At 69.8% G+C, this 17688-nt stretch carries 2 protein-coding genes; both read right to left on the bottom strand.

The genetic code is table 11. The features are described from left to right. Window positions 1-220: 220 nt before the first annotated feature. Entirely contained in the window at window positions 221-685 is a 465-nt protein-coding gene (locus FHT37_RS05955; RefSeq protein WP_183479457.1) for a DUF6911 family protein, read from the bottom strand. Then, window positions 682-17658 carry a hemagglutinin repeat-containing protein gene (locus FHT37_RS05950; protein WP_183479455.1) on the bottom strand — a complete coding sequence of 5659 codons (16977 nt, stop codon included), beginning with the start codon at window positions 17656-17658 and terminating at the stop codon, window positions 682-684. Before FHT37_RS05950 ends, FHT37_RS05955 begins: the two co-directional genes overlap by 4 nt. Window positions 17659-17688: the final 30 nt, after the last annotated feature.

Below are 17688 nucleotides of genomic sequence, written 5' to 3'. Positions count from 1 at the left end.
AAGACATTGAAGCACGCTTGGAGGACAACTTATTTGCCTGCACCCTTCTTGAAGTTGGGCGCGTTCCAAACTTGGTCGCGCTTGAGGTCTGCATCGCGCCCAGCGTCGGGTCATGCCCGGCGCGCATCGGTGGCCGCCAGCTGACCACCGATGTTGCGCAGGTGCCCGCTCGCCGTCAACGCCAGCATCGTGGGATATTTTCAACAGTTCCTGGAAACATTCATGGGCTGCGAAACCATGGAGATTCAAACCCTTTGAGACCGTTCTCTTCAATTTCAGGATTATCAAAAATCGCTTGAAATACAGCCTTGACAACCACTAGGCTCTTACAAACTGTTCGCGCATCCCAAGCATGATCCGATATCACTATCGGAACGTCCGAACGCTCTCCCTCGGACCATTCCAGCAAGCTCATTTTTTGATCTTCGCTATTGACGCGAGCGATTATTCTGCATGCACCTGGCTCACAATCCAGGGCCAATTGGATCAACCATGTTTCCGCCGGCTGAACGGCCGACAGTCTCACCATCCCGCCTGCATCAAAAACCGCCGACAAGGCGAAATCCACATCGGACCACTGGGGGCTCTCGCTCCTGGTCGTGAACGGAGAGTTGGACCCGCGGGCCCGCCAAGACAGTTCAAGCTGCACACTGGAACGCATATTTTCCATCCACTCTTCGCTCATTTCTTTTTCTCCACCAGTTGATTAGAACCCCGAATCCAAACATAGGTTTTCTGATCCACTGTATCAACCAATTCAAGCCTTGCCAAACCTGCCCTCTGAGCAGCAGCAACGATATTGTTTGAGTTCGAACAATACGAGCACACCGCCTCGCCACGAACAACAATCGTCATTGCCCTGTCCTGCGTCAAGTTTGCATCCAGGGCCTGCTGGATAACACCGATCTCCGCATGCGCATTCCCCATATTTGAATTTGGCGCTCCGGGAGGAATGAGATCAGCAACTATCGTAGGGCGTTTCGGATCAGCTACAGCAACCGGGCGGGCGGTCTGGTTGGTATCGAATAGGGTCTTTCCATCCACATATGCCTCAGCGGTAACTTTAATCGGAGCAGTCGCACCGGGAAGCGTCGTACCGATTCGAGGATCATTAGCTTGAGCCACCCTCAAATCACTATTCAATTTCGCCCCGGCTGCCGCGCTACTCGGACTCGGTGACGTGCCGTCGGACTTAGGGCCAGGCTTTGGGCAGCAATCCGCGTTATGAACCCAGACTTCGAGCTCACCAGCGTGGTAAGTATGATATTCCTCAACGCGAATGTTATATACCGTTGCCCGTTCTCCGGTAGTTCTCGCAGTCAGAACGACGACTGCAGAATCTGATGAGCTGACTAGTTGAGCGCCTGCTATGAGGTCGGCAGCTCGAATCCAGCCCGCGCCACCGGTGCGATTCGCCACCCAGAACGGATGTTCCTCGGTGGTCTTGAGGATTTCCTTCGCTCCGCCTTCTGCGAGCAACTCGAGTTCGACGATCGGTTGGTTCTCCGTGGCTTTGGTTGCAACCACCGGGCGCACACCCTTCTCACCTGTTCGCTCGTGGCGAGAAAGGACTCTCACGCCCGGCCGGAGCGTCTCAATGGCGCGGGGACCGTCGACAGTCAACACCGGCGTTCCTGCGACAAAGCAGAAGTCGCCCGAAATGCACTGGACAGCTGGGACGTTTTCCGTCGCCTGCCCAGCCGCCTTGACCTCTCCCTTTACCGCATTCTTCGCGAGGAGCGACTCCTCGGCGGCAAACATGCCCTTCGGCAGGTACTTCCCTAGCAGCGCCAAGGAGGCGGCCTTCGCGGCTTCGATCCCCGCAGACTTCAACGGATCTCGTTCTCCGGGATACGTCTCCGGATTGAATGAATCCAAGATCAACTGACCTTCCGAGGACACGTAACGTCCAAAGAGCGCTTTGGTGCCTTCCGTCGCTTGGTTATACGAGAGCACCGTGAGCCCGGCTCCTAACGGGACCCCTGCGCAGCTGATCATCGTTGCCGGGCATCCAACCGCAGACGCGGAAGTGAGAGTCGCGCCTCCCGCAGTGCCGACCGCACCGACCACCATGTTCAAGGCGCCACCGGTTCTCCGAATGATCTGGCCATTGCTGGTGATCGAGTCCCTAGCACCGTCCCATGTCGTGTAAACAAACTGTCCGGTGCCCTGCAGCTGCTTCAGCTCGGCCGTGTAGTACGCCCCAGCGTCCTGCATGGCCTGAAGCCGCGTCTTGTTGGCGTCGCTGTCCGGCACGCCATCCGCGCATCGGGTCAAGGCGCAAGCGGCCGCATCCAGCCGAGCTTGTTGGTCGGGCGTCTTCCCAGCCTTTAGAGCTGCGAGCTTTTTCGCCTCGGATTCATGCAACTGCCGGTTGTTGTAGTCCTGGTTCAAACCAGCCGCTGCACCGTTGACTCCTCCACCAGCTGCGGCGCCGATGCCGGTAGCCACGGCGCCAGCCGCGAGCTTGGACAACGCCGTCGCCCAATCGTTGCTGCCGTTCTCACCTCCAAGCCCGGCCTGCTTCAACGCGCCCTTGATCGAGTCCTGGAACTTGTCGAGCTCACCAGCCGCAGCCGCGCTCCCTGCAGCACCCAACGCGCCGCTGAGATCTCCAGTCACCGCACCGACCACCGCATGCAGAGCCACCCGCGACGCGCCTCCTTCCTTCCACTGCTCGTAGGCCTCCTTGTTCTGGGCCATGGTCGCAGCCGCTTCAATCTTCTTCTGCTCCGCCTCCTCCCTCATGGCGGATGAAGACTTCGGATCGTTCAGCACGGCCTGAGCAGCATCGCTCTTCAGCTTGGCATCGTCATAGGCCTTCGTCTTGGAAGCCGCGAAGTCGGCCACCTCCTTCGCCGCCTGCGCCCCAAACTCCGCCACGATCTGCGCATTCACCTTCACCTGCTGCGCGAGCTTCTGCCCATCCCAGCCCTGCGACAACTTGCCCGCAGTCGCATCGTTCGTCGCGCCGCGGTCAAGCTTCTCCAGCGTCGCCTGACTCGCCGCATCGCCGCTGGTGATCGTCGTGCTGCCCGCGCTGATCGTGCTGCGCGTCGTGCTGCGCTCGTCGCCGCTGTCCTTGAACGCACCGGCCATGCCGCCGCTCGTGCCCGCGCTCACCGTCACGGCGCTGGCGCTGAACTGGCTGCGGTTGTCGATGTCGCTGCTGGTCAGCGTGCCGGTGCTGAAGCTGTTCTTGCCCGCGTCGATCGCCGCCTGGCTGCTCGTGATCGCACCACCCTTGAGCTCGGTGTTGCCCTTCACGCTCACCTGGAAGCCGCCGTCGCCGGCGCGGATGCCGGCCTGCTCGCCCACCGCCGCATAGTCCGCGTTGACCTTGGACTGGCTGAAGTTGGCGCTGCCGCCCGCCCCGTACCCGACGGTGACGCTGCCGCCCATGCTCTGGCTCTTGGAGTCGAACTTGGCCGTGTCCTGCAGGCTCTCGATCTTGAGGTTGCCGCCGATGTCGGCCACCACCTTCGGCGCCGTCACCACCGCGCCGCCCAGCGTCGTGTCCCCGCCCGACTGCAGCGTCACCGAGCTGCCGCCCGTGACCTGCGTGGCCGAGTAGTTCGTGTCCTTGCCGTCCGCGTTGCCCTTGGACACGCTGGCACTCGCGGTGAAGCCCAGCCGGTTCTCCTTGCCCAGCGAGATGCCGATGCCGATGGACGCGCTGCTGCTCGAGTCCTTGCTGTGCTGCTCGCTGGTGTTCTGCGCGGCCAGCAAGTCGATCTTGTTGTCCGCCTTGATGAACACGTCCTGACCCGCGAGCGTGCTGCCTCGCACCGTGACGTTGGAGTCCTGCCCGCCGCCGGTGGCGATGAGGCTCAGCTTGCCGTCCGCGAGCACCGAGCTCCCCGCGGCCTGGTTCGCCTCGTTGTGCTGCGAGCTCTTGCTCTGCTGGCTGCCCACCGACAGGCTGATGCGGATGCTCTGCTCCTGCTGCGCCTTGGCCAGGTCGTTGAACTTCTGGATCTCCTCGACCGCCTGCTTGGCCTTGGAGATCGCCGTGGCCGCCGCCAGTGCCTTCATCCGGTCGTCCTGCGTCTGCGTGACGTGCTCCCCGGCCTTGATGGCGCCCATCGCCGCATCCACGCCCGGTGCGCTCAAGGACAGCGACAGCCCGCTCTGCCTGAACTTGGTCTCCGTGTCCTGCGCCGACTGGTTGCGCGCCTCCACGATGTCGATGGACTTGCCCTTGATCGTCACGTCGCCCTGCGGCGCCTGCACCTCCGAGCCCACCTGCCGGTACTTGCCGCCGGCGTAGATGTCCACGTCCCCGGCGACGCTGGCCACCACCGAGCCCTGGTGCGTCTCCTGGCTCGTCTTCGTCGCCTGCGACAGCTCCTGCTTGCCGATCGTCACCCCGATCCCGCCGCCGCTGAACAGCCCCGACTTCACCGTCTTCTTGAACTGCTCGGTATCCACCGAGTTGGTGACCCCGTCGATGGTGATGTCGCGGTCGGCGATGAGCTTGGTGCCGTTGTCCGACACCGCCTGCGCCGCGGCCAGCGTGATGTCGCGCCCGGCCACGATGTTGACCGTGTCGCCCGACAGCGTCGTGCCGATCGCGGTCGTCGTGTCCGTCTTGTTGTAGGTCGTGACCGTCTTCTTCTTGAACAGACTCTTCTTGGTCTTCTGCGTCATCTCCTCGACGACCTTGTTGGCCTCGCCGGCCAGCAGCTCGACGTCGCGTCCTGCGCTCAGCGTCACCGCGCCCTGCGCGCTGGCGATCTGCGCGGCCGTGGCGCTCAGGTCCTGGCCGGCCTTGAGCAGCACCGCGCCCTCGGCCTTGATCTCCGTGCCCACGTCCTGGCGCTGGCTTTCCTTCTTGAAGTTGGTCGCGTTCCAGACCTGGTCGCGCGAGCTCGAGGTCTGCGCCGTGCTCAGCGTCAGGTCACGTCCCGCGGCCACCATCACGCCGCCCTCGGCGCCCGCGCCCTCCGCGCCGCCCTGCGTGATCTGCACCGCCTGCAGCTGCGCGTCGCGCCCGGCCTGCACCACCATCACGCCGCCCGCGGTGAGCGAGGCCACCTGGTCCAGCACCGTCGCCTTGGTCGTGACGTTGCCCTTCACCGTGCCGCCGCTGGCCGTCGTGCTCTGCATGACGACGTCACGCCCGGCCACCAGGCTCATGTCGCCCGTGGCCGCCAGCTGCCCGCCGATGTTGCGCAGATCCTCGCGCGCCGTCAGCGCCAGCGTCGTGGCGCGCATGTCGCCGGTGTTGGCGATGTTCTGCGCCTGGATGGCCACCGCGCCGCCGCGCACACTGCCACCGTTGTTGAAGTCGCCCGTCAGCGCCATCTCCACCCGGCCGCCGGCGATCAGCGAGCCGCTGGGCAGCAGATCGCCCTCGCGCGGCACCAGGTACACCTGCGGCACCAGCACGCGCTGCGTCGTGCCGTCCGCCAGCGTCACCGTCTGCTCCACCAGCCACACCAGGTCGCTGGTGAGCTGCGTCATCTGCTCGGCGCTCAGCGCCACGCCCGGCACCAGCTGGTGCTCCTTGGCGAAGGTCGCGCCGTTGGTCAGCAGCGCGCGGTACATCGACTCGTCGTCCGCGTAGCCCGACAGGTAGCCCGTGCCGGTGAGCTGGCCGATCTGCTCGCGCACCAGGCGCTGCTCGTAGAAGCCGTCGCCCAGGCGCTTCTGCGTCACGGTGGGGTCCAGCGCCATCTGCTGCAGCAGGAAGTCGCTGGAGAGCCACTCGCGGTAGTTGGCAAAGCGCGGGTCCGTCTCGACCAGGTACTTGCTGCCGGGCTCGCTGTGCGTCTTGAACAGGCTGTTGGAGGGCAGCGTGAGGTTGGGCGGTACGCCGAACAGGCGGCCGCCGACGCTCAGGCCCGAGACCCTCAGCGCCGCGTTCTGCGCCGCGCCCGGCCGGCTCGTCGAGCCGGCTTGCGTCGTCACCTTGCCGATCTGCGTCGTGGCCTTCTGGTCAGACTGCGCGGACGCGTCGACCTGCGCGGCCGATGCGGCGCGGGCCCGCTGAAGCAGGCCGGCGAGACCGGTCCGCGCCGTGCCCTGCACCTGTTGCGTCGTGCTGTTGCCTTGCGCGGCGTCGATCGCCTGCCCATCGCGGAACTGCGTGGTCACGCGCGCGCCTTGCAGATCCTGCGCCGAGCCCGTCTGCACCGCGTCGCCATCGCGCTCGTGACGGAGCGTCGCCTCCACCTGCGCGCCCGCGTCGCCGGACTGCGCGGCGGCGATGGCGCGCTCGGTCGCGGTCGCGCCACTGCGCTGGATCGCCTGGACCACGCCGGCGCCCGCGGCGCCGTTGCCCGTCGCCACTGCGTTCGACGTGATCGCACTGCCCGCCCGCACCTGCGCATTGCCTTGCGCGTTGGCCTGCGCCGCAGCGCCCTGCTGCACCTGGCGGATCAAGCGGGTGAGGAAGCCGCCAGTACCGGCGCCACCGCTCGCGTTGGCGGAAGCACCGCCTTGCGCCTGTTGCGCCGAGGCACCGCCCCCGGTGCTCACCGCGCCAGCGCCCTGGCGCCCGCCGGGCGCTTGCGACACCTGCCCCACCACCGGCGCACCGCCTGCCAGCGAGAGATTCACCGTATGCGCCACGCCCTGCGTGTCGACGGCCGTCACCGTGTGCGGCACGTTCGTGACCTGCCCGCCGGTGATCGCCACGCCGGTCATGCCGACCACCTGGCTCATGTCGTTGTTGATCGTGCCGGCACCGATGCTCAAGGTGCCGCCCACGATGATCTTGGCCGCGAGCGACTGCGTCAGCGGCGCGCCCGCGTCATTGCCGCCGAATGCCTCCCACGAAACGATCCGGTGGGTGCGATGTGTCCGCGCGTAGTCGCTCAGCACCTCCTGCGCCGTGCGCCCGTTCATTGGAACGGCAAGGTCTTCGATCGGCCCGTTGTTGATCGAGTAGACGATGCTGACAAATCCTTCCGAGCCCGGCGTGTAGTTGCCCCACATCAGGTACGGATTCACGTTGTCGATGCGGTTGGCCGTCAGCGTCAGGTTGCTGCGCGCCTCGATCGTGGCGCCGCTGTTGAGCAGCGTGTCGCCGGAGATCGTCATGTCCCCGCCGGCGCGGATGAAGGCCGCCGAGGCCAGCGTTCCCTGACCGGTGCCCTGCCCCGTGCCCACGCCCTGCAGCACGGTCCGGTTCACGATCCCACCTGTCATCTGCAGCGCCAGCGCACGGCTGGCCTCGATGGTCGAGTTCTCGTTGAGCAGGCTCGCGCCCGCGAGCCGCAGGTCGCCGTCCGCGAAGATCAGCGCCCCGTCCGTGTTGGAGATCTCGCGCGTGAGCTGCGCATCGATCGAGCGCCGTCCCGCGATCACCGCCGCCACGCCGCCCTCGGCGCCGTTGACCAGCGCGCCACCGTCGATGACCACGTCCCCGCCGTAGATCCGGCCTGTGCCCAGGTTGACCAGCCGGTCCGAGGTCAGCAGCACGCCGTCGCCATCGATGAGTCCGCGGTTGGTGATCTGCCCCGCCGCGGTGAGCAGCGTGTTCACGCCGCTGAGTTCGCCGCTGGCCGCGTTGTCGATGCTGCTCGCCGAGATCGACAGCGTCCCGCCGCTGCGCAGCGTGCCCTGGTTGGCGAAGTTGCCCGAGACGTCGAGCACCATGTCGCCCGCCGACTGGAACTGGCTGCTGGCGCCGTAGATGAAATCGCCCACGAGCTTGACGCTCATGCCCGCGCCGCTGCTGATCTGCCCGCCGACACCGCCGGCAAGCTCGCGCAGGTTCAGCCCCATCGCGCTGCCGGACCAGATGCGCCCGCCCGCGTTGTTGAGCGACAGCGCCGACACCGACGCCCCATCCCCGATCGTCTGCGTGCCCGACGCGCCCAGTGCCCCGCCCGCGTTGTTGAGCGACTGCGCGATCGTCAGCCCCAGGCTCCCACTGGCCAGCACCTGACCGCCGATGTTGTCCAGCTGCTGCGCGCGCACGTTGACGGCGCCGCCCTGGATACCCTGCCCGGCGCCGCCGGTGTTCGTGTTGTCGATGCGGCCCGCGGCCGTGAGGTTCAGCGCGTTGCCGCCGTAGATCAGCCCGCCCTGGTTGAGCACCTGCTGCGCCGACGCGTCCAGCGTCTGCGCGCCGATCAGCCGTCCACCCTGGTTGTCGAGCGTGCCGCCCACCGACACCGTCAGCGCCGAGGCCGACAGCTCCGCGCGGTTGACCAGCTGGCTCAGGTTCACCTGCGCCGACGTGCCGGCGCTGATGCCCTGCTCGTTGGTCAGCGTGCCGGCGTTCAGCGTCATCGCGCCCTGCGCGCGGATGCCCGTGGGCGTCGTCACCGAGCCGTCGCGAGTGTTGTTCAGCGCCGCGCCATGCGTCTGCACCGAGAGGCCACCACCCGATTGCAGCAGCCCGCCGCGGTTCTCCAGCGTGCCGCTGTCCACCGTCAGCGACTGCGTCGCAAGCAGCCGGCCGCCGCTGTTGTCCAGCGTCTGTCCGCGCGCATCGATCACGACCGCCGCGCCCGAGACCTCGCCCCGCGCGTTGATCAGCGAGGCCGAGCCCAGATCCGCCGTCTGCCCGGCCTGGATCGCGCCGGCCGTGTTGTCGATCGCGCCCTGCGCGCGCAGCGTCACGCCGCCTTGCAGGCTCGAGATCCGGCCCTGCTGGTTGCCCAGCGTCGCCGCGCTCAGCGACACGCCCTGCTGCGCGAGCAGCGTGCCGCCCGCGTTCTGCAGCGCGCCGCCCGTGGTCACGCTCAGCGTGCCATCGCTGCCGGCCCAGCCGCCGCGGTTGTCGACATTGCCCGCGTTCAGCGTCATCGCCGCGCCGCTGCGCAGGCGGCCGCCCTGGTTGTCCAGCGTGCCGCCGATCGTGGCCTGCAGCGCCGAGTCGCTCTGCATCAGGCCGTTGCCGCCGTTGAGCAGGCTCGCGCCGCGCACGTCGAGCGCGCCCGCGCTGGCGACCGTGCCGCCGCGGTTGTCGATGCCGCCCGTGAGGTTGAGCAGCGCCCCGCCATTGCTGACGAGGTTGCCGCCACGGTTGTCGAGGCTGCTGCCCGACACCGTCACGCCCGTGCCCTGCGTCTGCGCGCTGACCAGCGTCACCGCGCCGGTCGCGGCGATCGTCACCGCGCCGCTCGCGAGGATCTGGCCCGAGCTGCCATCCAGCGATCCCGTCGTGACCGTCAGCGGACCGCTGCCCGCCGCCATCAGCGTGCCGCGCACGTTGTCCATCGACTGCGCCTGCAGACGCAGGCCGGTGCCGGCCGACTGGATGCGGCCATCGGTGTTGAGCAGCTGGTTGCCGATCGTCGCGGTCAGCGCGCCGGCCGCGCCGGTCTGCGTCAGCGAGCCGCCGACATTGCGCCAGTCCGTCGCCGTGATGCCGACGTTGGCACCGCTCAGCGTCGCCGCGTCCGTCGACAGCAGACCCGCGCTCGCGAGCATCAGGTCACCCGCGCCCGCGACGATCGCGCGGTCCAGGCGCAGCGCGCCCAGGCCCGAGGCGCCGGTCGAGCTCATCGACACATACGCCGCCTGCAGACGGCTGTCCTGCAGCTGCAGATCGCCGCCGCGCAGCGTCATCGCGCCCGCGGCCAGCATCGATCCGGCCGATTGCAGCGTGCCCGTCGTGCGGACCGTCAGGTCACCTTGGGCGCCCAGCGAGTTGTCCGGACGCAGGCCCGCGGCCAGCGTGCCGGCGCCCGCCAGCGCGGGCGCGTCCACGGTCAGCGCGCCCTGAGCGCCGATCAGGCCGTTGTTGGTGAGCGCCTGGCCCGCGTTCATCGTCGCGTTGCCTTGCGCGTAGATGTTGCCGCTGTTGCTCAGCGCGCCGGTCGTCGTCAACCGCGTGTCCGCGCCCGATTGCAGCGAGCCCGCGTTCGTCACCTGACTCGCGCCGATGGTCAGCGCGGTCTGCGCGTTGATCAGGCCTTGCGCGCCGTTGGTCAGCGTGCCGAGCGTCAGGTCGACAGCACGAGCGCCGAGTTGGCCGCCGGTGTTGTCCAGCGACGCCGCCTGCGCGCGCAGATCGCCGCCCGCGCCCATCGCGCCGCCGGTGTTGTCGATCGCGCCGGCGACGCGCAGCTGCGCATCGCCGCCGCTCAGCAACTGGCCGCCTTGATGACGCAGGCTGTCCGCCTGCAGCGTCACCGTGCCGCCCTGCGTCTTCGCCTGACTCAGGTCGACCGCGCCCGTCGCCGTCAGCGTCACCACGTGCGCGCCGAGGATCTCGCCGCTCGCGCCGCTCAGCGTGCCGGTCGTGAGGCTCAACCCCTCCGCACCCGCATGCACCAGACGGCCGCTCGCGTTGTCGATCGATCCCGCGTTCACCGTCAGCGTGCGGCCCGCCGCGGCGATCTCGCCGCGCGTGTTGTCCAGCGCGCCCTGCAGCGTCGCGCTCAGCGCGCCGGCCTGGCCGGTCTGCGTGACCACCCCATCGACGTTGGACCAGCGCTGCGCCGTCACCGACAGCGTGTCGCCCGAGATCGACGCCGCGCCCGTGTCCATCGCGCCCGCCGCCGACATCGTCAGCGCCCCCGACGACGCCAGCGTCGCGCGGTTCAGGCGCAGGTCGCCGGTGCTGGCCGTCAGGTCCGCGCGCTGCGCCTGCAGCTTCGCGTCCTGCAGCTGCAGCGTGCTGCCCGACAGCGTCATCGCGCCCGCGGCCACGGTCTGGCCGCTCTGCTGCAATGCGCCGCTCGTGCGCAGCGTCAGATCGCCCTGCGTGCCGAGCGTGTTGTCCGGTTTCAAACCCGCGACGAAGCCGCCGCTGCTCGCGATGCTCGCCGCCTGCACCGACAGCGCGCCCTGCGCCGCCAGCATGCCGCTGTTCGTCAACGCGCCATCGGCGGTGATCGTCAGCGGACCGCGCGCATACGCGCTGCCGGTGTTGCCGAAGGCGCCATGCACCGACAGGTCCATCGCCGCCTGCGACTGCAGGCTGCCGGCGTTGTCGAGCTGACCAGCTTCGATCGTCAGCGCCTGCGCCGAAGCGATCAGGCCCTGGCCGCCGTTGAGCAGCCGGCCCGCCGTGCTGAGGCTGACCGCGCGGCCGCCCAATTGGCCATCCGTGTTGTCCAGCGAAGCCGCGACGATGCGCAGGTCCTCGCTCGTCTGCATCAGGCCGCGCGTGTTGTCCATCGCGCCGCCGACGGTGAAGACCGCGCCGGTCTGGCTCAGCAACTTGCCGTCGCGATGGCTGAGGCTGCCCGCGTTCACCGTGATGTCGCGCGCCTGCGTCAGCGCGCCATCCAGCGTCAGCGCGCCCGGCGTCTGGATCGCCAGCGCGCCCTTGCCCAGGATCTCGCCGCCGGTGCCGTCGAGCTGCTGCGCGCTCAGCGTCAGCGTGCCGGCGCCGGCATGCAGCAGCGTGCCTTGGCGGTTGTCGATGCGCACCGCGGCGAGCGTCACGTCCGCCGCGTTGGCCGCGATCGAGCCGCCCTGGTTGATCAGCGCCTGCGTCACCGAGACGCGCAGCTCGCCGTCCGCCGCGCTCTGCGCGAGATCGCCGCCAGCGTTGCGCCAGTCGATCGCCGTGATCGACACCGAGCCCGCGCCCAGCGTCGCGCCGGAGGTGTCCAGCGCATTCGCCGCGGACAGCGTCAGGCGCTCGCCGCCAGCCACGGTCGCGCGGTCCAGGCGCGCGTCGCCGGCCAGCGCCGTCATCGTCACGCGCTGCGCCTGCACGCGGCTGTCCTGCAGCGCGAGTCCGGCGCCGCTCATCGCCAGCACGCCGCCCGCGAGCGCGGTGCCGCTCTGCTGCAGTTGACCGCTCGCCGTCAGCGTCAGGTCGCCGCGCGTGGCGAGCGTGTTGTCGGCGTTCAGGCCAGCGGCGAAGGCGCCGCTGCTGGCGATGTCGCGCGCCTGCGCGATGAGCGCGCCCTGCGCCGTCACCGTGCCGGTGTTGACCAGCGTGTCGGCGTTCAGCGTGCCATCGCCCTGAGCGCGGACGGTGCCGCTGTTGCGCAGTGCACCGCTCGCGCGCAGGTCGAGATCGCCGCCCGCCTGCATCGAGCCCGCGTTGCTCAGGCTCGCCACGTCAGCCGAAAGCTTCCCGCGCGCCGCGATCAGGCCAAGGCCCGCGTTGTCGATCGTGCCGCCCTTGAGCGTCACGTCCACCGCGCCGAGCTGGCCATCGCGGTTCGTCAGCGTGCCGGCATCGATCGTCAGGCTGCTCGCGCCGTGGATCAGGCCGCCGGTGTTGTCGAGCTCACCGCCAACGGTCAGCGCCGCCGAGCTCTGCCCGAGCAGCTCGCCGCCGCGCAGCTTGAGATTGGCCGCGTGGACCGTCACGCGGTCGCCTTGCGCCGTCGCGCCGCTCAAGTCGGCATCACCGGCGAGGTTCAGCGCCAGCGCGCCGTTGCCGGCGATCGTGCCGTTGACGCCATTCAGCGTCGTCGCATCCAGACGCAACGTGCCGCCCGTCGCGCCCGCATGAATGATCTGACCCGAGCCGTTCTCGATGCGGTTCGCCGACAGCGTCAGCGCCGTGCCATTGCCCGCGATGCGCCCGCCCTGGTTGTCCAGAACCCCGCTCAGCGTGGCCGTGAACTGGCCCGCGGCATCCGTCTGACCGATCTGGCCGCCGGCATTGCGCCAGCCGACCGCCGTGATGGCGACGCTGGCGCCGCTCATGCGCGCGCCCTCGGTGTTCAGCGTGCCGCTGCTGCGCAGGTCGAGCAAATCACGCACCGACAGCAGCGCGCGGTCCAGGCGAAGCTCGCCGCCACGCGCATTCAGCGCGATCGACGCGGCCGTAGTCTGGCTGTCCTGCAGCAGCAGCGACGCGCCCTCGAGCGTCGCGCGGCCCACCGCCTGCGCGGTGCCCGAGTGCTGCAGCGTGTGCGCCGCGGACAGCGTCAGCTCGCCCTGCGCCGCCGGCGTGGTGTCCGGCTTCATGCCGGCGGCGAAGGCGCCGCTGCTGGCGATGCTGTCCGCTCGCACCGTGAGGTCGCCCTGCGCCGCGATCAGGCCGGTGTGCGTGAGCGCGCCGCCCGCCGTCACCGTCATCGCGCCCTGCGCGTAGAAGCTGCCGGAGTTGTCGAGCGCGCCGCTCACGCGCACCGCGGCATCGCCCTGGCTGAGCAGCTGGCCCTCGCGATGGCTGAGGCTGCCCGCGTCGAGCGTGATCGTCCGCCCTTGCGTCTGCGCGCCATCCAGCGTCGCCGCGCCGCTCACGGTCAGCGCGAGGTCGCCGCTGCTGGCGATGCGGCCATCCGCGCCCGACAGCGAGGCCGCCGAGATCGCCAGCGCGCCCGCGCCGGCATGCGTGATCGCGCCGCCCCGGTTGTCGAGCTGGCCCGCGTTCAGCGTGGCCGATTGAGCGTTCGCGCCGATGCGGCCGCCCTGGTTGTCGAGCAGGCCGGCCACATCGACGCGCATCGCGCCCGCTGCGCCGGTCTGCGCGAGCGTGCCGCCCGCGTTGTGCCAATCGGCGGCCGCGATCGAGACGGAGTCGCCGCTCAGCGTCGAACCCGCCGCGTCCAGCGCGCCCGAAGCCGACAGCGTCAGCTGCCGCGTCGCCGCGACCGTCGCCTGATCGAGCGCGAGGCTGCCCGCCAGCGCCTGCAGCGACACCGAGCCCGCCTGCGTCTTGCTGCCTTGGAGCGCGAGGCCGTCGGCGCTGAACGTCAGCGCGCCACCCGCCACGGAGGTGCCGCTCTGACGCAGTTGCTGTGCGGTGATCGTCAGATCACCACGATCGCCGACGGTGTTGTCGGCCTGGAGACCCGCCGCGAAGCTGCCGCTGCTGGTCAAGGTGCCCGCCGTGATGCGGGTGTTGCCGCTCGCGGCCACGGTGCCGGTGTGATCGAAGGCGCCCGCATTCACGCGGACATCGCCCTTCGCGGTGATCAGGCCGGCATTCGTCAGCGCGGCGCGAGCCGTCACGTCGACATCGCCCGCGGCTTGCAGCTGGCCCGCGTTGTCGAGGCGATCGGCGTTCACCGTCAGGCTCGATCCCGAGGTCACCAGGCCCTGACCCGCGTTGTCGATCGCGCCAGCGCGCAGCGTGACTGCCGCGCCGCCGATCTGGCCGTCGCGGTTGGTCAGCGTCGCCGCCTGCAGCGTCACCGGGCCGCCGCCCTGGATCAGGCCGCTCGTGTTGTCGAGCGCCTGCGCGGCCGTGAGATCGACCGCGCCCTTGGCCACCAGCTGCGCGTTCTGCAGCGACAGGCTGGCGGCGTTGACCGTGATGCGGTCGGCTTGGGTCTGCGCCTGGCTCAGGTCGGCGGCGCCGCTCGTGGTCAGCGTCAGCGCGCCGTTGCCGAGGATCTCGCCCCGCGCGCCGGCCAGCGTGCCGGCATCGATGCGCAGTTCACCCGCGGCTGTGCCCGCATGGACGATGTGACCCGCCGTGTTGTCGAGCTGCTGCGCCGACAGCGTCAGCGCCGTGCCGTTGACGGTGATGCGACCGCCGCGGTTGTCGAGCGCGCCGCTCACCGTCGCCGCGAGGCGCCCCGCCGTATCCGTCTGCGAGAGCTCACCGCCGGCGTTGCGCCAGTCAGCCGCCGTCAAGGTCACCGAGCCGCCGCTGAGCTGCGCGTTCTCGGAGACGATGGCGCCAGTCGCGCCCAGGTCGAGCGCGCCGGCCGAGGCCATCGCCGCGCGATCGAGGCGCAGGTCACCCGCCTTCGCCTGCGCGGTGACGCTCGCGGCCTGCGTGCGGCTGCCTTGCAGCTGCAGCTCGGCGCCTTCGAGGCGCGCGGCGCCGCCGGCCAGCGTCACGCCGCTGTGCTTCAGCGCGCCATCGGCCTTCAGCGACAGGTCACCCGTGATGCCGACGGTGTTGTCCGCCCTCAGGCCCGCGGCGAAGGCGCCGCTGCTGTCGATGGCGCCGGCGTGCACGTCCAGCGTACCGCCCGCGGCGATGGTGCCGCTGTGCGTCAGCGTCCCCGCGTCGATCGAGGCCGCGCCCGCCGCGCGGATCACACCGGCGTTGGTCATCGCGTCGGCACGGACGCTCAAGTCGCGCGAGGCCACGATCAGGCCGCTGCCGGTGTTGTCGACCTGCTGTCCGCGCACGTCCACGCCGCGGCCGCTCAGCTCGCCGTCACGGTTGTCGAGCTGGCGCGCATCAACGCGCAGATCACCGCTGGTCGACAGCACGCCGCCCTGGTTCGCGAGCGACTGCACCGTCATCGTCAGCGCGTCGCCGGCCGTCGAGAGGCGGCCGCCCGTGTTGTCGACGCCCTGCGCCGTCAGCGTGACGCTGCGCGCATTCGTCTGGATCTGGCCCTGGCGGTTGTCGAGCTGGCCCGTCAGCGCGACGTTCCAGTCGCCGGTGCCGCTCATCGCGAGCTGGCCACCGGCATGGCGCCAGTTCTGCGCCTGCAGCGTCAGCGACGAGGCGCTCATCCGCGCGCCTTCCGTCACCAGGTCGCTGGCCGTGCTGATGCGCAGCGCATTGGAGGCCTGCAACTGCGCGCCGGCCAGGTCGATGCCGGCGGCGTCGAAGGCGGCGTCGGCGGCCAGCAGTTGACCGCGCAGCGAGAGCTCGGAGCCCGCCGACATCGCCAGCGCGCCCTGCGTGCCCACGCGGCCGTCGTTGCCCAGGCCGGCCGCGACGGTCGCGGCACTGCCCGTCTGCAGGCGCCGGGCGGCGCTCGCGTTCAAGTCGCGTTGAGCAGCGAGCAGGCCGCTCACGCTGAGGTCGCCGCCAGACGTGGCGTTCACGTTGCCGCCGTAGATCGAGCCACCGAGCACGGCGCCATCACGCGCGGAGAGCGCGAGCGCGCCGCCCGCGCGCACCTGCGCGTCGGAGGCGATCGACGCCGCATCGACGGACAGGCCGTTGCCCGCCGACAGCCGCGCGCTCGCGTCCTGGCGCAGCGCGCCTTGCAGCTTCAGCGTGACGTCCTGACCGTCGATCGACCCGCCCTGCTCCTGCACGAGCGAGCGCGCTTCCACGGAGATGCCGTCGCGTGCCGCGATCGCGCCCGCGGTGTTGACCACGTCGGCCTGGCCCTGGATCACGATGCCGCCCGCGGCGGCGTTCAGTTCGCCGCGATCGTTGCGCAGCTCGGTGCCGGCCTGCAGCGTCACGCCGCCATCGGCGGCGATGCGCGCGTCGCGGTTGTCGATGCGGTCGGCGCTCATGAGCGCGGTGCCGGCCGAGCGCAGCGACGCGCGTTGCTGGCTCAGCGTGCCATCCGCCTTCAGCGAGATCGACAGCGCCTGGACATCGGCGCCATCGAGCATCAGCTGCGCCGAGCGAGCCGACAGCGCGCCATTGGACAAGAGCGTCGCACCGGTCAGCGTGAGCGCACGGGCGTCCAGGGTGAGCCCACCGGTGCCGTACTGCTCGATGCTGGCGCCCTGGGCGCTGAAGGCATCGGCGGTGATCGTCAGCGCGGCGCCGTTGCCCGCGAGGCGCGCGCCATCGGCGGTGATGGTCGGGGCCTGCACGGCCAGACCGTCGCCCGCGAGCAGTTGGCCCAGTTGCGTCGCCGACTGGGAGGCGGTCAGCGACAGGCTGCCGGCTCCAGCGACGATCGCGCCATCCGAGGTCATCCCTGCGACGGTCGCGCTGCCGGCTTCGCCGCTCAGCTGCGGCGCCTTGACGTCCACGCTCCCACGCGACGCGAGCCATCCCGCGTTGCGCACGCCGGTGTTGGACTGGACCGTCAGCGACGGCGTGCCGTTGGCATCGGCCTCCTGCGCGTAGACGGTGCCGGTGTTGTCCAGCCAGCCATCGGCGCGCAGCGTCAGCTGCCCACCGACGATCTGCCCAGCCTGGCGCACGCCCAGGCCCGCCTCCGTGCCGACCAGCGTGATCCGCTGCGCATAGATGCCGCCCAGCGCGGTGCTGTCGAGCGCATAGCGCGGCCGCTCGCCGCTCGGCGTCAGCGCTTCGCCCGCGCCATTGCCGGCCGCCGCGCCTTCGACCGTCATCACCTGCGTGCCGGTCTGGATGCGCGCGTCCTTGGCCCACAGCCCCGCGTTGAGCTCCACCGCCCGCGCCAGCAGCGCGGTGTAGTCCGTCTGCGAGCCATCCAGCCCCTGCCCGTCGATGCGGATCAGCCCGCCCTGCACGCCGTAGCCGGCGATGCTGCCGTCGGCGTTGAAGCGCGGCGTGCCGGTGGTCAGCACCGCGGCGCTGGCGTTGATGAAGCCGCCGCCGTCCACCTGGATGCCGGCCGGGTTGGCGATGATCACCTCGGCCCGCTGCCCCGCCACTTCCACGTAGCCCTTGAGCTGGCTGGGCGCGCTGCTGTTGACCTCGTTGAGGATCACCCGCGCGCTGCCCTTGGCCAGCCACGGGTTGCCCTGCACGAAACCGCCCAGCTGCGTGCTGGCATCGGTGCGCGAGTTGTTCAGGATCACGCCCTGCCTGTCGACGTCGAACTGGCTGTAGGTGTTGCGCGAGACGCCGGCCGCGCTGGGTGTCTGGATGTTCACCTGCACCGTGCCGTTGGCGCTGTTGACCACCGTCGGCTGCTGCTGCTTCGGCGCATTCGGATCGGCCTTGACCTGGGCCAGCGCCTCCGGTGCCAGCGTGATCACCGCCCCCATCGCGAAGGCCGCGGCCAGCGCGAGCAGCGCCGGCGGGCCACGCGAGATCGCCGGCACGACCTCCGCGGCGGCCAGCGCGCGACGCGCCGGTGCCGCGCTCTCCCCGCTGCCGCCCTTGGTCTGGCTGACGGCGGTCTCGGCCACGGCCATCAGTTGGCCACGTTGCTTGTTGAAGACGATTCGGTACTGGAGACGGTTCATCGTGAGCTCAACGGAGAAATTGGGGAGCGA

The organism is Mitsuaria sp. BK037 (assembly GCF_014193045.1).
GTDB lineage: Bacteria > Pseudomonadota > Gammaproteobacteria > Burkholderiales > Burkholderiaceae_C > Roseateles.
Note: the sequence above shows the minus strand (reverse complement) of the source record. Positions and strands in the feature narration are given on the sequence as shown.

Excerpts from the sequence above, each read along its gene's own strand:
- FHT37_RS05950 (WP_183479455.1), bottom strand. The coding sequence starts at position 17,658 with ATGAACCGTCTCCAGTACCGAATCGTCTTCAACAAGCAACGTGGCCAA.
- FHT37_RS05955 (WP_183479457.1), bottom strand. The coding sequence starts at position 685 with ATGAGCGAAGAGTGGATGGAAAATATGCGTTCCAGTGTGCAGCTTGAA.